The following is a 21302-nucleotide window of genomic DNA, read 5'->3' as shown; positions in this document are numbered from 1 at the left end:
GATCCGCGGCGCGGACCCGCCGAGGCGGCCGCGGACGACGCGCGGCCGGATCAGTGTGCGTTGGCGCCTCTGAACCCTTTCAGGACGGTGAGCAGCACGATCTTCAGGTCGAACCAGAAGGTTCGGTTGCGAATGTAGTAAAGGTCGAACGCGACGCGGTCCGCCATGTTCTCGACGCGTCCGGTTTCGCCGCGCAGGCCGTTGACCTGGGCCCAGCCGGTGATGCCCGGCTTGATCCGGTAGCGATACATGTAGTGCTTGACGAGGTTCTTGTAGAACTCGTCATGCTGGGTCGCGTGCGGACGCGGTCCCACGACCGACATCTCGCCGCGCAGCACGTTGAGGAACTGCGGCAGTTCGTCCAGGCTCGTGCGGCGCAGGAACGCGCCAATCCGGGTGATGCGTGGATCGTGCCGCGTCGCCTGCGTGACCTGGTTGGCGTGCTCGTGATGCACGACCATCGAGCGGAATTTGTAGATCGTGAAGACCGCGCCGTCGGCGCCCATGCGGCGCTGGCGAAACAGCACGGGACCGGGGGACGACAGCTTCACGGCGATCGCGATCGTGGCGAGCGCCGGCGCGAGCCCGATCAGCGCGAGCGCGGCGAACATGCGGTCGAAGATCGCCTTCGGCACGATCTGCAGGCGGTTGACGGGCGAGGTCACGATATTGATCGCCGGGACGCCGAGCAGCTCGACGGCGCCGGCGTCGCCGAACGCGAGGCTGCCGAGGTCGGGGAAGAAACGGATGTTGACGAAATCGTGCTGGAAGGTCTCGACGAACCATTCGACGGGCTGCGCCTCGCCCGGCCGGCCGACGATCCAGACTTCCGACACCTGCTCGCGACGCACCGCGACGACGAACTCCTCCAGCCGGCGGGTAACGGGCACGCCGAGCACGTTCGTGTTGTCGTGTTCGCGCATATCGAACACGATCGCGGGCCTGAAACCGGCGTGGCGGGCGAGCAGGACCCGCTTCACCATGCGGCGGATCTCGGTGTCGCCCGCCACGATCGCGACCGCGCGGCCGTTGCGGCCGGTGCTGCGCAGATAATTGAGCGTCGCGCGGATCGACACTTTCGTGCACAGCAGCCCGACGATCGACAGCAGGCTCCACAGCGCGAACCAGCCGCGCGACACCAGCGTGGATTCGCGCGTCGTGAACACCAGCACCACGTTCATCGCTTGCACGGTCGTCCAGGCGAGCAGCGTGTTGAGCAGCAGCGCGAACACCGGCTTGCCGCGCCAGGAGCGGTAGACGTCGAACAGCGGAAAGATCACGAGCGACAGCGCGACCGAGGAGCCGACGAGCAGGGCCTGGAGATCGGAGAAGCCGCTCGCGGTGTCGAACCGCAACAGATGCGCGCCCAAGGCGGCGAGCAGGATCAGGAAGACGTCCGCGAGTTGCGACAGAGTGGGAATCATGCGGCCCTCCCCGCGGCGGCGCGGTAGCGCGCCGTCACGCGATACTCGGTGGGCGACATCGCCAGGCGCTGGCGGAACAGCTTCGCGAGGCGGTCTCCGCAGCCGAGTCCGGCGCGGCGCGCGATCTTGTCGACCGGCAGGTCCAGGTCGGCGAGCAGCGCGCAGGCGAGATCGAGACGCGCGCGCAACAGGTACTCGGACGGCGTCACCCCCATCTCCAGCTTGAAGCGGCGCAGGAAATTGCGCTCGCTCATCGACGCCATCTGCGCGGCGTCGGGGATCGACAGGCACTGTTCGCAATCCTCGCGCATCCGGTGCGCGACGGCTTTGATCGGTTCGCTGATGCGCGCCGGCAGCGTGTCGGGCCATGCGTTCGGCGGAGCCGCGAGGCGGGCGGTCGTCAGTTGCTGCGCGACGCGCGTGGCGAGCCCGGCGTTCGACGTGCGACGCACCAGCGACAGCGCGTGGCCGGCGGCGTCTGCGTACTGCGGCTCGTTGACGCCCTGCATCGCGGGCATCGCGACGAGCGCGAGACCCTCGCGGTAGGCGGTCTCGCGGACGTTCGGGTGGGCGAGCAGCCGCCGCCAGTCGAGCGCCTCATCAGCGGAACGGGGGGCATCGCCTACGACGAACAGCATGTCGAAACAGCCCGCGTGCCGCACGTCGGCGCGCTCCGTCCACGTACACATGCCGGAGCGCGATCGCACCATTCCGCCCCGCGCGGAGAGCCAGTTCACCGCGTAGGGCCGCGAGCCCGGCGCATGCAGGCGGTTGGCTAGATCAAAGATTTCGGCCACGTTGCTCGCGTCGGGCAGCGGAAAGAGATCCTGCAACAGGATGCCGATCTGCCAGGTGACGCGGGCCGGCGCGGAAGCGGCGGCAGGAGGAACGCAATCGACGAGTACGGAAAAATCGGCAGCATTGTCCATTGATATCCCACTGTATATTTACGGATTCCTTTCTGAAATTGAATATTAAGGCTTGTAAAGCCATGAGCCGATAGCGGCGTCGGATCGAGCCTGCATATTGTCGGATTTTGTCGGGGATTTGCCGCAAAGCGAAAATCCCGAGCATTGATACTAAATAAATGATCGAATTGTTATTGGTTTTATATTTTATTTAGAAGCCTTCAGTGAGGCTGGGGCATGCGACGGCGGCAGTCGGGGCAAGTAAAACGATATGATAAGTTCGAAGCGAATACGCGGTTTTACGTAGCCGGAGAACCAGGTATTCGTGTGTTCGGCCAGCCAACGATACCGTCCGAGCAGCTCGCCGCTTTGCTTGTGGCGATGGGCCTGCGAGCCGTGGCGCTTACCGACTTCACATGATACTGGCAACGAGTAAAGTCGGAATCCTTGTCCGAAGTCAATTTAATGGGGCGTCTTTAGTACGCTTGGGTTTGATGGAGACAGTGAGTTGGCGGCCACTTTTTGTCACCGCGATTCAAGGAAGTTGCTGGGCGGCGCCAATTATCCTGGCTGGTTTGAATTGAGTCGCGAACGTTTGGCTCGGGTCTGGCGAGATTTTTTTGGCTTTGCCTTTCTTCCACTGAGTACGCTAATTCGGCTGATAAATCGGATGCAGGAATATTCCGAGTTGACATGACTTTTCTCCGCGGCAAAGTGAGTGGCGAGGCCGCGGGAGGCGGTTGCAGAACGCCGCCTTCGTCCGTACCGGCAGACCTCGATGAGTGAGCGACGGCGAACCCGAGATTCATCGATTGTCGCGCTGCGCCTGATTCGCGTCGGCGACTCGAAGCACGCGCCCCAGGCGCTTGTGTTCGATGCAGCGCCTTGATCGATTTCGTCCAGGCGGTCCTCCTTATTACCTGCAGCGCAACACACGGCCATCGGTCAGGCTTTCGATCCCATGCGGTCGATCAGCTTCCGTTCTCGTGCGTATCCTCCAGCAAGTACATCAGCCGGGCGCACTGTACCGTAAGCGATTTCGTCACTTTTCCCAGCTCGGGCCGCCGTCGGCGCCAAGTCCAAATTCTCGTCGGGTGCGTATTGAAGCCGCTCTTCGGCGGCTTTGCGAAGCGCGCGTTGTAAGCGGCCATGGAAGAGGGCATATACCGCTGCCCTCTCGATCCTGATTCTCCGTGCGCGGCGGATCGCCGGCCGCGTGCGCGGCCGGCCTCGAACGCATCATGGACAGGCCGTGCGTCGCATGTACCAGTCCGCCCGCGGCTCCGTCTCGACCCGCGTGCCTTTCGGCACCGACGTGTTCAGCAAAACGAACTGCCAGCACTGGTGACGTGCATCGTCGGTCAGCGTGACCGGCCGGTTGACGTCGACGCGCCGTGGCTCATCGTGCTCGAGCAGATAGACGAAATCGCCGTTGATCTTGCTGACGACGTGGCCGGGCAGCAACTGGCTGCGCTGGCCGCCGTTTGCCGTCAGCCGCAGCCATGGGGTGTCGTCCCCCGCGGTGCGAAAGGTCATGATCCGCATCGGCCCCGCCGGATGCATGACGACCCATGCCGCGACATACTGGGCGCCCAGGTGCCTGGGAAGCTGCGCCGGCCAGGGCGAGATGCTGACCTGCTGTTCGTCGAGCCGGAATTGCAGCCCGGCCTTCGCATGCAACTCGAAGTGCGGCACGAGCACCTCCGCCGCCGCGCCTGCCACGGGCGGCGGGGAGAGACCGTCGATTCGCAGGGGTTCCGCGGGAAGCGGCATCGACAATCCGAGAAGTACGGCGACAGCGGCGCCCCGCAAACCGAAAGTGGCCATCCATGATCTCCCGTTACTTGGCGCTGACTTGCTTCAGATGCGCGAGCAAGGCCGCGGGCAGGGCTTCTTCCGTCTCGATCCGGCTGACCTTGATCAGCGGCGGCTGAACGGCGCCGATCCCAAAGCTTTGCGCGATTCCGACGAGGTTGTAGTTCTTGCCGGTCACCAGCGCGAGATGATCCCAGTCATTGTAGTCGCGCAGGATCGCATAGACGGGTCGGCCGAAGTTGTCCGTCTGAGCCGTCAGCGACAATAGGTACGGAACTTCCTGCTTGACGCCGTCCAGGTTCCAGTCGCCAAAAGCGGTGGGCACGGCCCCCGCACCCCGGCCGACATAGTCATTTTCGCTGAGCGCATTCTCGTTCAGGTTGAGGCCGCTACCGTCGGAGTAGTCGATCTTGAAGCTGTCCGAGGTCGGGCCGTGCGGTAACGCGTTGGCGGGATACGTCCCCGCCGCATAGATTGCGTTCGGCATCCTCGTATTGGGCACCGGGACGCCGTCCCAGGCATTCCGACGATAGTAGTAGCGCTCGACTGCATCAGTGCCGGTGCCGTCGGTGGGTACGCCCGACAGCTGGTACAGATAGTTCATGATGCTGAGGTAGTTCGGCTTATTGTTGATGCCTACGTCGCCGCCGTGTTGCAGACCCAGGCTATGGCCGAATTCGTGCATCAGCGTGGCGGCCTGGTAGTTCACGCGTATCATTTTCCCTGCGTCACTCAGGTCGTTCGCGAGGGCCCCTCCTAAGGTCACGAGCGCCTTGTTGCCGGGTAGCTCGGAAGAACCGGACGATCCCGCGCCGCCGTTGCTCCGTTGCGAAGAGGCAAGCAGACCATAGCGGAAGAAGGCCCGGCGTCGCGGATCGACGTACTGGCTATAGTATGAATACATCGACGTGCAGCCGTCGTCGAGCTGTGTGCGGCTCGGATTCTCGCCGAGCGTGGTGACCTGCGAGCACCTGTTGAAGGGGCGTTCGTGGCTCTTGCCGTCAAGATTGTAGTGAGTGCCGTCGACATTGGCGGAGAAGCGTGTCCCCGCATCGAAGTGCACCACGATGTGGTGCGGGTTGAACGCATTGACCATCTTGGTCAGCGCGGCCTCCTGCAACTGGCGGGCCGTGTCCTGGCGAGCCGCGCCGGCGTCGTCGCCCATGTAGTCAAGCTGGATGAACATGTCCTTCTGTCCCTTCCGCGCGCCCATCGCGTACAGGTTCAGGCCTGCGTAGGTTCCGCTCGCAGCCTTGGCCGTGTCGGGGATACCGTCGTGATCGCTGTCCGTGACGCCCGCCGCCACGTCGTTGGGCCCGCCGGGCGTCGGGAAGTTGACCAACGTCCAGTCCTTGCTGGTTCCGGTGACGGTGAAATGGTTGCTGAGACGGACGAGGGACTGGTCATGCGTGTCCAGCGGATCCAGTGACTGGCTGCCGACGTAAGTCGCCGGAGGTGTGGCGAAAGCCGGCACGCTCGGGCCTGCCCACGCGGCCCTGGTGAGCGGAGCGGTGGTGTTCGCGCCGAAGCGGACGAAGTCCACCGTTTTTGCCGCCGCCGTCGCGGTTTTGGCCGCCTGCAGCTCGATGAATCCGCCGCTGTTGCTCCAGTACGGCAGGTAGGTCTCGCTGGCGTCGAGAATGTAGACGACCTTGCTGGTGTCGGTCACGGTCGAATTCGTCAGGTAGGACGACTTCTTCCCCGCGATCACGACGTAGCCGTGGGCCGGGATCGCCACGTCAGGCAGCGCGTAGTCGACCGATTCGCTGATCTGCGACGGATCGTTCTGTTCGATGCCGCCGGTGCGCAGCACGTAGTCCCTCAGGTTCACCGCGACATCCTGCTTGTTGTACAGCTCCACCCACGCGACGCTGTTGGTCACGACTCCCGTGTCATAGTTCTTGTCCTGGCGAAAGTTGCCCGCCACTTCACTGATGAACAACCCGGTCGGCGCGACCTCGGCGGCTCGCTGTTCCGCCATGGATTGAGCGGATTGGGCGGCGTTCGCCTGTGCTGATGTACCGGCGGCGGAGGACGGCGCGGGGCTGCCGTCACCGCCGCAGGCGGTGAGAAGCAGCGCGGCGCAGAACGGGAAGAGCTTCCAGAGCATGTGCAGCCCGGCATGGCGTATGCAGACGTGACGCATAGTGTTCCCTCTGTGTGGCGGCGGCGGGCCCGAACGGCGCTGAGAACCGACCAGCCTGCCATTTATGTTTGATAGTGAAGAAATTTCAGTGGGTGAGCGATCTTGCTTAAGCGCACGAAAAACAGGTAGTCCTCCTAAAAATATAAAGTGATAATTTCCATGCTGCTTTCCGATAATCGAACCCTGTCGGTTAATAAGATCCAATATGTGAACACGTCTCTTTACGAAATGCTTTCGCGTGCTTTAACGTTGACAGGATGGGTTGCAGCTGACTTTCCGCTGCGGGTTCCTATGAAATCCACTGACTCGCGTTCACATTCTCACAAGCGCTGAGAAGGCGAGATAGTTGCCCGCGAGCTTGTCGTATCGAGTGGCGACGCGACGAAATTTTTGATGCGATTGAAGAAGCGTTCAACGATGTGTCGAGTTCGGTGCAGCACTCGGCTGTGCCGACGTTTGGCCTTTCGATTCGACCGTGGCGGGATGACAACCTTGCCACGCGCGGCACGGATCGCATTCGCACAGGCATCCGAGTCGTAGCCTTTGTCGGGAATTCCCGCGCCCGTGCGCACATGCTCGACCCAGGCGTGCGCGCACGAATTATCGACAACCTGTCCCACGGAGAGGCTCATGCGCAGGGGGCGTCCGGCTTCATCGCCAGCCAGAGGCGGCTTGGTCGTCAGTCCACCGCGCGAACGCCTTCCTTGCCTGGCAAAACCGATTCGATTTGCGCCCACCTCCATCGGGCACAGCTTGCCATCCGCAAGCATCAACAGAGCGGCTGCCCGCGTGCGCGTGTCCTGGTACGGATGATTGATCGGCAGCGGCTGCAAGATCTTCCCCTCGATTTAAATCAGTACACCGATGCACTTAGTTCAGCGCTCCAACGAGCGGTTTCGCCGAAGTTGGAAAACTTCAATCCCGTTTGCCAGCAATACTTATCATCATCGCGTGGCGTTTATCGCGCATTGCTAAACATAATGAATGGTGGCTTGTAAAACTGCGAAATATTTAAGACGAGATGAAGCGACAATCAAATTAAAGAAGCAAGTCATTTTCACAAAAATCGACAAATTTTCCGGCGAAACGCCGAGATCCAGGTTAAAGCCACTGCGTTATACCGAGGTCGGTCGTCGATATTCAGCCGCTCGGTATCGGGACGTAATGGCCTTGCCGGATCAAGCGCCCGCGTGAGGCCGTCCACGCATTAACGCGCCGGCTCCATCCCCGCGGCGACGAAAGCCTCGACCGCCGCAAGGATCTGGCTTTCCGTCAGGCGCTGGGCCTGCACATGCCGGACCGTTTCCGTCCGGATCGGTCGAAACACCGTCGATGTATCGCATCCCCACACGAACAGCACGGGGCGACCGAGTTCCGCTGCAAGATGGCTGAGTCCCGTGGACCCGCCAATGCACGCGTGCGCACTGGCGATCAGGTCGACCAGTTCGCCGCCGGACAGGTCGGTCAACACGTCGACGCCGGGCGGCCAGGCGGCCAGGCCGCGCACGGCGGACAGGCCGACCACGGCGGTCGGCGCGCGCGACGACGCGAACGCGGCGATGGCCTGCCAGCAACCCAGCTGCTGACAGCCCGTCATCGCATGGGGAAACAGCAGCAGGCGGGCGCCGGGTGCGCCGGTCGTGCGCAGTGCCGGTCTCGGGCGGCCCTGATCGGGCAGATCCAGCATGCTTCTGAATATGTCGGCGAAGTGCGCATGGCCCCAGCGCCGCACGCTGGCCGGGTCGTCCCATTCGCGCGTCGCGCGCGGATGGATCGGTGTGTCGAACAGATGTCGGTAGGCGGGCCAGTCGAGCCAGGCATTCAGCTGCTGCAGATCGATCACGCCGCCGCGCGGCCGCAGCGAGCGGGCGAGCCGGAAGGACGCGGGTTCGGTCGCGACGCAACGGAATTCGATGTTGTCGATGCCGAAGCGCTCCAGCACACCGGCGACGGTCGGCGTCGCGACATAGATCAGGCGCGCATGCGCGCGGCTCGCCTCGTGGGCGATCTCCCAGGTCAGCAGGTTGTCGCCGATTTTCGTGATGTCGGGCGGAAAGTAATAGGCCGTCGAATTCATCGCGCTCCGCTTGGTAGGGTCGCGAGATCGTCGCGGCGACACGGGCGATCGTCGGGAATATCGGACATCTAATCATTTGCGGATTTTCCGGGGCAACTACCAATTCAGGTAGTTACGCGTCGGGGGAAAAGGGGTTGCAATCACCGCACGGCATCGACGACGCATGTGGACGGAGCGAGTCCGCATGCGCGTCCGGCGAACCCGGCACGTACGCAGGGCGCGGCGCCGTGCTTCAGGCGCCCGGCTCCCCACTCAGTCCCTGACGGGAAGAGAGAACATGCGTACCCAGACAGTCCGCTTTCACGATACCCGCTCCCCGGACGTACCCGAGGTGCATGCGAGCCTGCCGCGCGCAATCTATGTCGAGTTGACCGACCTGTGCAATCTGACTTGCCCGATGTGCCGGTGCAGTCCGGTCAAGGGCAACATCCTGCCGTTGCCGCTGTTCTCGGAGATGGCCGCGGCCCTGTTTCCATCCGCCGATTTCGTCGATCTGCGCGGTTGGGGGGAAAGCACGATCATCCCTGATTTCGAACGTTACCTCGACGTCGCACAGGCCTATCCGGTCAGGGTCAAGCTGATCACGAACGGGGTCGCGCGCCGGCCGGGGCTGTGGGCGAGGCTCGGCCGCGACGGGATCACGGTCGGCGTGTCGTTCGATGCCGCCGACGCCGACCTGTTCCACGCGCTGCGCGGCGGGGCGGACCTGGGTCAGGTGATCGCGAATCTCCGGATGCTGGTCGATGCGCAGCGTAACGCCGGCCACGATCCGGGCGAGCGGCTCTATTTCTGCATCACGGCGAGCGGCCGCAACGTCGGGCAGCTCGACCGGATCGTCGAAACCGGCATGGCGCTCGGCGTGCGGCGTTTCAAGATCGAGCCGCTGCACGCGGCCGACGACGATCCCGACCGCCTCGAGCGCCACGCGGACAAGATCCCGCCGGCGCTCGCCCGGCTGGCCGCGCTCAGCCGCGACCACGACCTGATGATCGAACTGTCGGCGTCGCTGCTGCCCGCCGGCACCCGCGGCGATGCGGTGCGCAAGACCTGCATCCATCCGTGGGAATACCTGTATATCAACAGCCGAGGCCGCCTCGGCTTCTGCGATCACCTCAACGGTCGCGACGAATACACGTTCGGGGACTGGCAGACGGACGGCTTTGCCGCGTTCTGGAACGGCGCCGCGATGCGCCGGCTGCGCGCCGAGCACCTGAGCCGGCTGTCCGGCGACACGATTACCCAGTGCGTCGACTGCAACTGGTGTTACGAGCGTCGCTATATGGATCTCGAGGACTGGATCGCGCCGGACTGGTCGGCTTATCGCGTAACGGTGTAAACGGACGGAGATCGGGATGCAGGCAAACGATGTGCCCTGGTTGTCGAATTTCTATGATCCCGCGCTGTTCGATGCGGGGGCGGGGGAGAGCGACTCCATCGCGACGATCTCCCACTACCGCGCCCAGCTCGCGGGCACGGAACAGGATGTGGCCGACATCGGCTGCGGGACGGGACGGATCGCCCTGCGGTTGATCGACGATGGTCATCGCGTCCATGGCGTCGACACGTCGGAGACGATGCTGGCGCCACTGGGCCGCAAGGCGGAGCGCCTGCCGCGCGACGCGCGCGACCGGCTCGACCGGTGGCATGTCGACGTGCTCGCGCCGGCGCCGCCGCGAACGTTCGACGCACTGATCACCATGGACGATTTCGTCAGCCACTTCGACACGCGTTCGATCGAGCGCTTCTTCCAGGTCGCGGCGACGTGGCTCAAGCCGGACGGCGTATTGCTGTGCGACCTGCGGGTGCGCGGCGCGCCTCGCGGCGGCGTCGGCGGGTTTCCCGAAACCTACGGCCTCACCGAGGGCATGCGGACGGAGGACGGCATGCGGCATGCCGCGATGATGGGCTGGGAAGAATACGATCCCGCCAACCGCCGGCTGGTCAGCCACCAGATCTACAGTTTCATCGACGTTGACGTTGACGTTGACGGCCGCGAGGCGCAGCGGGTCTGGACGACGATCGTTCAGTACAACCATTCGAATGCGCTGCTGATCGATGCGGCGGAACGGGCGGGATTCTCCCTGGAATCGGCGACCGGCCGCGCCGGCGAGACGGAGGCCGGCGGGCAGGGCGGCTATTTCCGGTGGCGCCGGCAGCGGGCCGCGTGACATGGCGTTCGATCTGATCTGGGTCGTGCCGTCGCTGGCCAATCTCGGCGGCACCGAGTACGCGGCCGTCACGTTCGCGAAGCTGATCGCGGCCGATGGTCACCGGTTGCGCTTCGTCACCGGGCGGGGCGCGCATCCATCCTGGCGGGCGCGGCTGCGCGACGACGAAAGCGGGCGGCTCGATCTGATCGAGGCGGAGCAGGATTCACCATTGGCGCTATGCGCGCTGGCGCGCCGCCTGCATCAGACGGCGCCGGCCGACCTGATCCAGTTCATGCCGATCGAGGCGCATTGCCTGGCATGGCTGAGCGATGCCCCCGCGCTGCCCGTCGCGGGCTGGGAGCCGACTGACCTGAGCGCGCGCTGCTGGTGGCTGTCCGATGCGCTCGATACGCTGATTCATCGGCTCGACGCGCTGCTGGTTTTCAATCCCGACGCGGCCAGCCATGCGGTGCGCCGCTATGGCTATCGCGGCGGGATACACGTGGTGCCGAACACGGTGGCGCCCGCCGGACCGTACGTGCCGTCCGTCCGCGCCGGGTCCGCCCCGGTAGTGGGCTGCATCGCCCGGCTCTCGGCGGAGAAGGGGATCGAATTCCTGCTGGCCGCGTTCGGCTTGTTGCGGCGGACGATGCCGGCGGCGCGGCTCGCGATCTGGGGAGACGGCGACGACCGGACGCGGCTAGGCGAGCTGGCCACGATGCTCGATATCGCGTCCCAGGTCGAGTTTCGGGGGGCGTTCGCGCCGTTCAGCGCGATCGACGACATCGCGCACGCGGCCGACGTGTTCGTCTCGAGTTCGCTGTTCGAAGGCGCGCCGGTGGCGTTGCTGGAGCTGGCGGCGCGCGGCCGGCCGGTCGTCGCGACCGGAACCGCCGGTGCGCGCTGGGTTTGCGGCAGCGACTACGACTGGATCGTGCCGATCGGCGATACCGGCGGCCTCGCGGCCGCGCTCGCGAGCCTGCTCGCGTCGGAGCCGTCGCGCCGCGCCGCGGGGGCGCGACTGACGAGCCGCTTCACGCAGTGTTTTTCGCCCGAGCAGTCGGTCGGCGCGCTGCGCACGGCCTACGCGACGATGCTCGGACATGCGGCCGCCGGATGAGCGCGGCGCCAGTGCTCTATTTGTCCCCGCATCGCGACGACATCGCCTATTCGCTGGCTGGCCGGCTCCTTTGCGCGGCCGCGTCGCGCTCGGCCGGCGTCGCCGTCACGGTGTTCACGCGCAGCAATTTCGCACCGTATGCGCGGCCGGGACTCGGCATCGCGGCGATCACGCGGCTGCGCGGCGCGGAGGATGCCGAAGCGTATCGCGCGCTGCGCTTGCGCAGCCTGTCGCTGCCGTTCGCCGAAGCGCCGCTGCGCGGCTACCGCACGGTCGATGCGCTGTTCGTCGACGATGCCGTCGCGATGCGCGATCCGGCCGTCGGCGCGCTGGTCCGGCACCTGACGACGCTGAACGCGATGCTCCGGCCGCGCGTGGTCTATGCGCCGCTCGGTATCGGCGGCCACGTCGATCATCTCGTGACCCGCGTCGCCGCCCAGGCGGCGTTCGCCTCGCGGTGCGAGGTGTGGCTGTACGAGGACCTGCCTTACGCGGGCGAGCTGGACGCGCGCGCTTACGGGACGGAGCTGGCACGCCGGACCGGCCGGGCCCGGCCGGCTCTCACGCCGAACGGCGCATGGCTGGCGGACAAGCTGCGCGTGCTGGCCGGCTATACGTCGCAAGTCGCGCGGAAGGACCTGCGCGCCGTCGTCGCACATACCTATCGAATTGGAGGCGAGCGTGTCTGGTGCTGTCGTTGATGTGTGTGTTCTGACTTTCGCGGTCGATCGTCCGGAGGCGCTGGCGCGTTGCATCGCGAGCGTCGCGGCGCAATCCGTCCGGCATCGCGTGCGGCATCGCGTGCTGTCGGAGCGGATCGACGCGCTGCGTGCCGCCGCCCCGCTGGCGGGCTGGCGCGACGCGGTCGAGTGGCGCGCGCTTGACGGCGCGCCATTCCAGGGCGCGTCGTCGCCGCGCATTGCGCGCCTGCGCGCAGCGGCGCTGGACGACGTCGAGACGCCGTTCGTCTGCTTTCTCGACGATGACAACGCGCTCGATCCGCATCATGTCGAATCGCTGCTGAACCTGATCGAACGCGACGGACTCGATGCCGCGCACGCGTGGCGCTTCGTCAGGAATCCGGATGGGTCGCCGTTCTCGTTCGATCGCTATCCGTGGCACGACGATCCCGACATCGCCGCGCGGCTTTATCGCGCGTGCATCGAGCACGGCGTCATCGTGCCGGGCGACCCGGTGATGCGCGACGGCGCGTCGGTTGCCGCGGAGGATGCGGACTGGGCGACGGTGGACATGAACGAATGGCTGTTCCGGACGGCCGTGCTGCGGCGGGTCGGTTTCGACACCGCTTTCAGCGCGGCCGATCTGCGGATGCGGGTGGGCGAGGACGACAAACTCTACCGGCGCTGCGTCGATGCGGCGATCCGTTTCGCGTGCAGCCGCCGGCCGAGCGTGCAGTACTACCTGGGGGGCGTGTCGAACCTGCGTGTGACGAGCGGCCCGACCCTCGATCGTTGACGGAGAGCATCGCATGAGTGAACTGGCTTGGGAAGGCGGGCGCGCGGTACGCGATCGGCCGTGGCCGCGCTGGCCGCGCACGACGGACGCGCTGGAGCGGGAAGTCGTCGAGGTGCTGCGCAGCGGCCGCTGGGCGGTCAGCGGGTTGTCGAACGGGCCGCAGGACGCCTACGACACACGCTTCGCGCGCGCGTTCGCCGCGTACAACGGCGTCGAACACTGCATCCCGACGGCGAACGGCACCAGTGCGCTGATGTGCGCGATGCGCGCGCTTGGGATCGGCGCCGGTGACGAGGTCCTCGTGCCGGCGCTGACCTGGGTGGCCTGCGCGAGCGCGGTGAGCGCGGTCGGCGCGACGCCGGTGCTCGTCGACATCGATCCGGCGTCGCTTTGCATCGATCCGCGCCGGGCGCGCGACGCGATCACGCCGCGCACGCGCGCGCTGATGGTGGTGCACCTGTACAACGCGATCGCGGATCTCGATGCGCTGACCGCGCTTGCGCAGCAGGCCGGCGTCGCATTGATCGAGGACTGCGCGCAGGCGCACGGCGCGCTCTGGCGAGGCCGGCGGGTCGGGTCGATCGGCACGGTCGGCACCTTCAGCATGCAGAACGGCAAAGTGCTGACGGCCGGCGAGGGCGGCGCCTGCATCTGCCGCGACGGCGAGCTGGCCGACCGGATCTATCGCGCGCGCTCGGACGGGCGCCGGCTGACGGCGCAGCGCGCGCCGGAAGGGCGGATGGATCTCGAGGACGCCGGCGGGATCTTCGCGCAGAATTTCTGCCTGAGCGAACTGCAGGCGGCGATGCTGCACGTGCGCCTGGCGGATCTCGACGACGAGAATCGCCGGCGGGGGCAGCGCGCGCAGCGGTTGCGCCGCGCGTTGACGGAAATCGGTGGCTTCGGCCTCCAGCACAGCGCGCCCGGCAGCGACGCGACGACGCTCTATCACTTTCCCGTGCGTCTCGAGCACCCGGTGTTCGACGGCGTCGAGGCAACCCGGTTCGGCGCCGCGCTGTCCGCCGAACTGCGCTGCTGGGTCCATCCGCCCTATGCGCCGCTCGACCGGCACGCGCTGCTCGCCCCCGGCACGGCGGAGGCGCGCGCGCCGCTGCCGCATGCGCTCGACGCGCATCGCCGGCACATCGTGCTGCCGCACTGGCTGTTTCTCGGCGACGAGGCCGACATCGACGATCTCGCCGCCGCCTTCGACAAGCTCAAGCGCCACGCGCACCGACTCCGGGCCTGAATCATGGAACAGACGCAAGGCTGCGACTTTCGCGGCGACGAGGCCGCGGCAACGCCCGGTGCCGTCGATACGATGGATTTCCGTTTCGGCGCGCGCGACATGCGGTTTCTGCTCGGCTATCGGTGCACGGACGCGCTGGCCGAACAGATCGCGGGGTTGACCGACCATGTCGTGTTGGTGGCCGACGCGCGAGTGCATGCGCTGTGGGGGGCGGAGCTGGTCCGCGCACTGCGGGCGCGGGTCAGGGTGTCCAGCATCCTGGTCGAGGCGACCGAAGCCGCCAAGTCGCTCGACCGCGTCCAGTCGATCCTTGACGAGGCAGTCGGCGCGGGCGCGACGCGACGCTCGGTGGTGGTCTCGTTCGGCGGCGGCCTCACCGGCAATCTCGCGGGACTCGCCGCCGGATTGCTGTTTCGCGGCGTCCGGCTGGTGCATGTGCCAACGACCCTGCTGGCAATGTCCGATTCCGTGCTGTCGCAGAAGCAGGCCGTCAACGGGCTGGGCGCGAAGAATCTGTACGGCCTCTACCATCCCGCCCAGCTGAGCGGCGTCGACGTACAGTACCTGCATACGTTGCCGCCGGCCGAGTTCTCGGCGGGCGTGGTCGAGCTGTGCAAGAACGGGCTGGCGTTCGACGCGGCGTCGCTGCCGTACTACGACGCAATCGCGGGGCGCGCCGATCCCGCCGCATGGTGCGCGCTCGTCAAGCTGGGCGTCGCCGCGAAGCAGCGGCTGCTGGACGACGATCCGTTCGAGCAGCAGCAGGGCGTCGTGCTCGAATACGGGCATACGGTCGGTCACGCACTGGAGCTGGAGACGGGCACGCTGACCCACGGCCACGCGGTCGGCCTCGGCATGCTGGTCGCGGCGGCGATATCGCGTGCGCGCGGCTGGTTGACGGAGGCGGAGGAAGCGCGCCACGCAGACCTGCTGTCACGCGCGCGTGCGCCCGTGACGCTGCCGGGCCCGGTCGATACGGCGGCAGTGGTCGAGCGCATCCGGCGCGACAACAAGCGCGGCCGGATCGCGCTGAAACCGCGCGAACATTCGTTCGTGCTGCTGGAACGCCTCGGCCGGCCGGCCGTGACCGCGGGGTTGCCGCTCGTGGCGGTCGACGAAGCGGAACTGGTCGACGGCTTCGCGAAACTCGCGTCCGGTTATTACGCCGTCGCCGGAAGTGTGCGATGAGGCGGACCGTGGGCATCTCGATCAAACGCACGCATGGGCTGGGCAATCTCGTCATGTTGCTGCCCGTCGTGGACAAGCTGGCCGCGCAGGGCGTCGACGTGCATCTCGTGACCCGGCCCGACTGGATCGAGGCCGTTCAGTCGGGCCGGCCCGACGTGACCTGCTCGGCGACGGCGCGCGCCGGGACGATCGATCTCGACGCGGCCACCTGCACACTGGCGCCGACGACGCACCGGACCCTGGAATTCGCCCGTCTGCTGCGCGTGACGGGGCCGTTCGACGCGCCGCGCCTGCATGTGCCGAAGACGTGGAGCGAGCCGTTCGTCCGACATGCGGGCGCGCTGGTGATTGCGCCGGAATCCGGTCATCCTGCGCGCAGCTGGCCGGTCGCGCATCTGAAGGCGCTCGCATCGCGACTCGCGCGCGAGCACGTGGTGCTGAGCGGCCTGAGCGAGACACCCGCGCTGCCGTGCCGCGCCGATCTGCGCGGCCGGCTGAGCCTGCCGCAATTGCTCGGGCTGCTCGACCAGGCGCGCGCGGTGCTGTGCTTCGATTCAGGCATGCTGCATCTGGCGATGGCGCGCGCGGTCCCGACGCTGGCGATATTCGGCGGCATCGAGCCGCGCTTTCGCGCGACCCGGCAACAACGGGTGCGGGTCCTGCAGGCCGAACTCGACTGTTGTCCGTGCAACAAGGCGGAAACCTGCGCGGGCCGCTATCCGTGCCTGGCGCAGATCGCGCCCGAACAGGTGGTTGAGGCGCTGGCGTCGATCGACCGGCTCGCGCAGCGTGAAATTCTCCGCATCAAGGTGCCGGCATGCCTGCACTGACCGATGCGCTTGCCTATGTCGACCCGGTACGGATCGATGCCGCCGTATCCGCCGCGAACGAGCGGGGGCGACCGCTCTATCTGCTCGTGCTGGCCACCAAGCCTTGCTACATCAAGCTGGCCAGTCTGGTGCACGCCTGCCTCGCGGCGGAGGTGCCGTTCCTGCTCGTCGACAGCGGCCAGCATTACGATCTCGAACTGACGGGCGCGAAGCGGGAGCTGGGCTACGACGAGCACGTCGCGGTGTTGTTCGGCATTCGCGGCACCTTGCTCGAACGCGCTGCGCACCTCGCCCGCGGAATCGACGCGCTGGGCGAGCAACTCGCGCGACGCGGCAGCCGGACCGCCATCGTGCCGGTCGTGTCGGGCGACACGTCGACGGCGGCGCTATTTCCGCAGTACTGGTATTTCGCGAACGGCGTGCGCAGCGTGCACGTCGAGGCGGGGTTGCGCAGCCTGGGGCCGTCATGGCCAGGCGGCTGGGAAGCGCTGGACGACGTCCGGGCGCAGCGCACCGGCGCATGGACGGCGTGTCATGACGAGCCGTTTCCGGAGGGCATCGATACCCGGCTCGCGTCCGTCGCATCGGATCTGCTGCTGGCGCCCGTCGAGCGCAACGTCGATCAGTTGGTGCGGGAAGGGTACCCGGCCGGGCGGATCGCCCGTGTGGGTTCGCTGAGCAGCGACGCGGTCCGGCTCGCGCACGCGGCGGCCGGATCGGCATCGCTGTTCCAGCGCTATCCGCGGCTGGCGTCGGGGCGCTGGCTCAGGGTCGACCTGCATCGTCGCGAGAACATGACGCCCGCGCGGCTGCGGGCGGTGCTGGAGGGCGTGGCCCGGCTGAGCCGCGCGGGCGTGCAGGTCGTGCTGGTGAAGACCAATGCGCTCCTCGGCGCGCTGCATCAGCATGCACTGGAAGGCCTGCTCGACGACGCGGCCCGGCATGGCGTGATGATCCATGAACTGTGGCCGGGCTACGTCGACGTGATCGCGTTTCTCGCGTCGCCGCATTGCCACGCGGTGTATACCGACAGCGGCGGCCTGCAGGAGGAAGCGGCCGTGCTCGGCGTGCCGTGCATCACGTGCCGTTTCAGCACCGACCGCCCGGAAACCGTGCTGGATGCGGAAACCAATCTGCTGGTGCCGCCGTTGTCGGCGGCATTCGTTTACGCGCAGCTGGACTTGCTGTTGCGGGAGGATCCCGAAGCTAGCTGGCCCGGCCTGTCGCGGGGCGGCGAGTTTTACGGGCAGTCGGTCGGCGCGGGCATCGCCCGGCTGCTGGCGGACTATCAGCCCGCCACGCCGCTGGCTGGCTCGCGCGCGCGCTTCGAACGACGCTGACCGGGGGGGCGAAGCGCGTGATTGTCATCGATTGATGACGATCGCCATGCATTCCGGAGTACGGTGATGTGGGCGAATTTTGCGCAGCTCCCGGCGCAGCTGTTCCGGTGATGTTTGCCGTTCCGGTTCGATGATTTCCCCAGGCCGGTACGAGTTTTACTTCCGGAATGGATCAACTTTCACTTCGTCGAACGGCAGGTCGTGATCGAGACGGAAAGCGTGGTGGGCAACACGGTGTTCGCGCGGCACCGGCCGCTGCGCCGCGCCCGGCAAGGCATTCCGGACAGGGCCCAAAAAATATTCCCAGTTTGGTCAAAAAAGTGAAGGGGGCATTATGGAAGCAATGGGCCCCTGCGCTCACATTCAACTAAGTCTGCTGCTCGCGGCTGCCAACAAGGTCCGTTGGCAGCCTCCCTCTGGCGTCCTGCTGGCCCAGCTTCCTGGCAAAGCCCCCTTAGTCAATCTTCGGCCGGGTTTCGTCACAGGAACGTGCCGACGTGAGAACAGGGTTTATCTTGCCGTTGCCGAGGCCCGCCGCCAGAACGTCCCGCTCGCGTCGTCCAGTGCGGCGCAACTTTAGTTGAAAGCGGAATTGACCTTGAACCCCTGCGCAGCAAGGGTTTTCGGGAAATATTGCGGTGCGCGATGGTAGTAACAAAATTAGTTGCGTGAGCGGCCCGCGAGCCGCTGCCTGACGCGCTACGGTGCGTCTCTTCTTCATCGACATATCCATGATTTTTACACCTCATGATATGCCCCGCACACGAAATCACGGATAGGTCCGGGGGATGCGGCTGACGCCGGAACTGCTTGCGGCTTTCAGTCCATAGCAGACTCACCATTTCAATCGCTTTGGTCTGTTCAAGTTGAACGCATTCCCCCTGAATTTCCTATACCTGGCAAAAATGTGCCGAACCGGGGTAGCTAGTTATTGGGAACCCATTTCCATTTCTGGTAGGAAAGGTTGTTGCAACTGTAAGTATTGACCTTGGCATTAAGTACGCCGCCACCGCTTGCATCCAGACACTGATTGGACCCCACGTTCAGAAATGCTTGAGTGGACGGTATGTAAAGCCATTCCTGGCTACTGCTTTGATTGCATGCGGTCGCCTGGACTGGCGAGCCGGATTGCAGGCACAAACCCCGGTCAACGAGCTTCAGATGATTACTTGCGTCTATGCTGAGGATCTGGTTCGCATCTTTTGTCGTGCAATTCCATAGACCCACGTTGCTGCCCCCAGCTAGCGTATCAGCACAGTATCCATTGACTGCATTCTGGAGCAGCGACTGATTGTTGACTGAACCGGCCTGGTTGACGGTGGCAGTACATGCGAGATCTGAAGTACAGACTGAACTGGCAATGGACTGGCAATTACCGTAGGTGTTGGTCGAAGCCGACGTTGCCGGATGCCCGTCCAGGTTCGGGGTCCGGAAAACGGCGGTGGTCGGCGGAACGTTGGAGCAGCTCGCGTATTGTTGCGCTCCCTGAGTAAAGTTCTCGACGAACTGGCTCACGGTGCCCTGCAGAAGGCCTTGCGAAGCGGGAACGTAAATATCACCGATCGTCGTGGAATGCCCGGCCTGATCGGTAACTGTCGCCCGCCAGGTGGAGTTACCGCTACCGGAGCCGGTAGCAACCGGAAAGACGGAAAGGGTGTAGGTTGAACCCTCAACCCAACTGTAGTTTATTTTGCACTGTATGCCGGTACCTTCGCCGCCGAATGACTGGCATTGGGCAGCAGTTGAAGGTGCCGCAGCTGATACGTTCCAGATAGAAAATATGGCGATCTTCTGGGTGCCGGAATTCTGCTGTATCCCCACATACCCGCCAATTCCACCCAAGAACCAGAACTGGTTGGCATAAAATGTATTTCCGTTTGCGCCAGGCTCATGAGTCACCTGCACACTGGTGTTAATCCGACTTCCGCTTGAATTCGGTGAAAATGAAAATGAATTTGAAACCATCCCGCCGGCGATGACAGCACTCGAAATGCTAGGCCACAAAAGAATCGGAGCGAGAAGTATCGATATGTAGCGAAAAAGCCTTGCTTTCCTGAGCATTTTATTCCCTATCTTTGTTGTATTTGCACGCTGTTCAATCCGCACGCTTAAAGTACCTTGATAAACAGGTTGAATAAGCTTGTTTGATTGTATGGGCGCACGTTGCTATATGAGTCCGGGGCTGACACTCCGCGTTGTACGGCAATGCCAACGGCGAGGCAATGTCATGCAGCATGAAGAACGCCCCCGTCTGCGCGCAGATCAGAAAATACGTGCCGGCTGGGCGCGGGCGCGACTCGGGACAACACAGCCGGCAAGGCCGACTCCACGGCTCGCCAGCAACATCGTTGCGATAAGACCTTTCATGCAAACTCCTTAAAATTTTCCAGGAAAGGCTTCTTCCGCCATGTTTTTCCCATGCCGTAAACAAAGGTACGACCTGATGGCCAAGGCAGTTCAGCCACTACCACGACTATCGCCGCTCAGTGTAGCCGTCCCCGTGCAGAGGATCGTGAAAAATTGTTACGCCCCGAAAGAGGTATTCGGGTAGTGCATGCGCAGAGGTCGCGCCGGGAATTCGGACAGGTCGGTAAGTGGAACGGTCGGGGCTGATCTGGTCGTAGGGGCCAGAAAAAGGAACCTGAAGAGGGCAAAAAGAAGCCTCCAGCCGCATAGCCCGGTATTCAAGGCAAAGGCGCGGCGTTGGCAGTCCTGAAGATGGGCTTCGAGCGCCGGCGCGACACGAGACATTGGGGGCCAAACTCCCGCAATCGACCAACCAACCGACGCACCTGCCGCGCCGTCAACCCGAGTCGTTCGGCTGCACGCCAGCCACGGCTTCAACTTGCCGTCAGCCACATTCAGTTCACCCAGGCAGGCCCGACGCGCTCGCGGCTGATAAACGCTCGGCGGCCGCTGCCGGCGCGGAATCCACAATCCAGCCCTCGTCATGAGCTTGCGCGCCGTTTCCTTCGACAACTTTAGTCCATGGCACTCCCCAAAGCTTCTCGCAAGCCAGCGTCGGCCCGAAATCGGCGTAGCGCTCATGAATAACGGTGAGGGCACGTAACGCCAGCCCGTCGTCGAGCTTGCGGTTGCCTGGCCGGCCGCGACGGCCCGAAGCTACGCCGCTGGCTCCTTGCTCTCGATTCGGATGACCAACCGTTCCACCTGGCGCACGCTCCGGCCCAGACGTTCAGCCGCACGCCCAGGCTTCAAGCCCGTGTCCACCACGGCCTGGATTACCTTGAGTCGATCAAGCTCTCGTATTGTCAGTGTCACCAATCCGACTGGCTGCATGGTCGGCTCCCGTGCTTGCTCAACGAGCCGCCCAGCATGCCAGCAGTCAAAAACACGGCATCTTGAAATAGCCAGAACACGACATTAGGATATGGCCGCTACAATCAATTTTTTTCGATAAATTCCGTTATGTCAAATTCAAGATTCATCGCGGGAAACCGTGGAAGCTTTGGGTACAGTTGGTAATCTGACGCCAATGGAGACGGGCGTTGGAGGCCAAATTGCTGGATCGCAAAGCACTACAGGCATTGGGATGCTGGACGGGCTACCGGGTTGAGC

At 64.7% G+C, this 21302-nt stretch carries 15 protein-coding genes and 2 pseudogenes; 9 read left to right on the top strand and 8 right to left on the bottom strand.

Annotation, left to right across the window (positions count from 1 at the left end; all coding sequences use genetic code 11):
• Positions 1-50 precede the first annotated feature (50 nt).
• The 6 genes and pseudogenes from AC1RQF_RS13685 to AC1RQF_RS13660 form a co-directional block, all read right to left on the bottom strand.
• A complete protein-coding gene (locus AC1RQF_RS13685; protein WP_273995456.1) occupies positions 51-1424 on the bottom strand; it encodes an undecaprenyl-phosphate glucose phosphotransferase in 1374 nt (457 codons plus the stop codon).
• On the bottom strand, positions 1421-2353 hold the full coding sequence (locus tag AC1RQF_RS13680; RefSeq protein ID WP_273995457.1) for a helix-turn-helix domain-containing protein: 933 nt from the start codon (positions 2351-2353) through the stop codon (positions 1421-1423). The genes AC1RQF_RS13685 and AC1RQF_RS13680 overlap by 4 nt, the downstream gene beginning before the upstream one ends.
• Positions 2354-3571: 1218 nt before the next feature.
• Positions 3572-4159: a hypothetical protein gene (locus tag AC1RQF_RS13675; protein ID WP_273995458.1), complete on the bottom strand. Its 588-nt coding sequence runs from the start codon at positions 4157-4159 to the stop codon at positions 3572-3574.
• A gap of 13 nt (positions 4160-4172) precedes the next feature.
• On the bottom strand, positions 4173-6257 hold the full coding sequence (locus tag AC1RQF_RS13670; protein WP_273995459.1) for a hypothetical protein: 2085 nt from the start codon (positions 6255-6257) through the stop codon (positions 4173-4175).
• 348 nt (positions 6258-6605) lie between these two features.
• Positions 6606-6991, bottom strand: a pseudogene (locus AC1RQF_RS13665) (IS5 family transposase); the annotation flags it as partial.
• Positions 6992-7500: 509 nt separating this feature from the next.
• Positions 7501-8370: a glycosyltransferase family 9 protein gene (locus tag AC1RQF_RS13660; protein WP_273995460.1), complete on the bottom strand. Its 870-nt coding sequence runs from the start codon at positions 8368-8370 to the stop codon at positions 7501-7503.
• A 277-nt stretch (positions 8371-8647) separates the two neighbouring features.
• Here AC1RQF_RS13660 and AC1RQF_RS13655 point away from each other — a divergent pair, with 277 nt between their 5' ends.
• From AC1RQF_RS13655 to AC1RQF_RS13615, 9 genes are read left to right on the top strand one after another with little or no spacing between them, the layout of a single operon-like run.
• Positions 8648-9706, top strand: a complete 1059-nt coding sequence (locus AC1RQF_RS13655; RefSeq protein WP_492872249.1) for a radical SAM protein — start codon at positions 8648-8650, stop codon at positions 9704-9706.
• 16 nt (positions 9707-9722) lie between these two features.
• A complete protein-coding gene (locus tag AC1RQF_RS13650) occupies positions 9723-10538 on the top strand; it encodes a class I SAM-dependent methyltransferase (protein ID WP_492872248.1) in 816 nt (271 codons plus the stop codon).
• A 1-nt stretch (position 10539) separates the two neighbouring features.
• The gene (locus tag AC1RQF_RS13645; RefSeq protein ID WP_273995463.1) at positions 10540-11640 is read left to right on the top strand and encodes a glycosyltransferase; all 1101 of its coding nucleotides are present in this window, start codon (positions 10540-10542) and stop codon (positions 11638-11640) included.
• An 11-nt stretch (positions 11641-11651) separates the two neighbouring features.
• The gene (locus AC1RQF_RS13640; RefSeq protein WP_492872247.1) at positions 11652-12341 is read left to right on the top strand and encodes a PIG-L deacetylase family protein; all 690 of its coding nucleotides are present in this window, start codon (positions 11652-11654) and stop codon (positions 12339-12341) included.
• A gap of 1 nt (position 12342) precedes the next feature.
• Positions 12343-13116, top strand: a complete 774-nt coding sequence (locus tag AC1RQF_RS13635; RefSeq protein WP_492872246.1) for a glycosyltransferase — start codon at positions 12343-12345, stop codon at positions 13114-13116.
• A 13-nt stretch (positions 13117-13129) separates the two neighbouring features.
• The gene (locus AC1RQF_RS13630) at positions 13130-14365 is read left to right on the top strand and encodes a DegT/DnrJ/EryC1/StrS family aminotransferase (RefSeq protein WP_492872245.1); all 1236 of its coding nucleotides are present in this window, start codon (positions 13130-13132) and stop codon (positions 14363-14365) included.
• Positions 14366-14368: 3 nt separating this feature from the next.
• A complete protein-coding gene (locus AC1RQF_RS13625) occupies positions 14369-15553 on the top strand; it encodes a 2-deoxy-scyllo-inosose synthase (protein ID WP_273995467.1) in 1185 nt (394 codons plus the stop codon).
• Positions 15550-16383 carry a glycosyltransferase family 9 protein gene (locus tag AC1RQF_RS13620; RefSeq protein ID WP_273995468.1) on the top strand — a complete coding sequence of 278 codons (834 nt, stop codon included), beginning with the start codon at positions 15550-15552 and terminating at the stop codon, positions 16381-16383. Before AC1RQF_RS13625 ends, AC1RQF_RS13620 begins: the two co-directional genes overlap by 4 nt.
• Positions 16371-17723, top strand: coding sequence for a UDP-N-acetylglucosamine 2-epimerase (locus tag AC1RQF_RS13615; RefSeq protein WP_492872244.1), 1353 nt, complete (start codon positions 16371-16373; stop codon positions 17721-17723). The genes AC1RQF_RS13620 and AC1RQF_RS13615 overlap by 13 nt, the downstream gene beginning before the upstream one ends.
• Before the next feature lie 924 nt (positions 17724-18647).
• Here AC1RQF_RS13615 and AC1RQF_RS13610 read toward each other — a convergent pair.
• Both AC1RQF_RS13610 and AC1RQF_RS13605 read right to left on the bottom strand, forming a co-directional pair.
• Positions 18648-19829, bottom strand: coding sequence for an RICIN domain-containing protein (locus AC1RQF_RS13610; RefSeq protein ID WP_273995471.1), 1182 nt, complete (start codon positions 19827-19829; stop codon positions 18648-18650).
• Positions 19830-20519: 690 nt separating this feature from the next.
• A pseudogene (locus AC1RQF_RS13605) lies at positions 20520-21023 on the bottom strand (helix-turn-helix domain-containing protein); the annotation flags it as partial.
• Between the last annotated feature and the right edge of the window lie 279 nt (positions 21024-21302).

It is taken from the genome of Burkholderia sp. GW821-FHT14F03 (assembly GCF_058803765.1).
The sequence above is the reverse complement of the archived record's forward strand: the minus strand, read 5'-3'. Positions and strand labels throughout refer to the sequence as shown.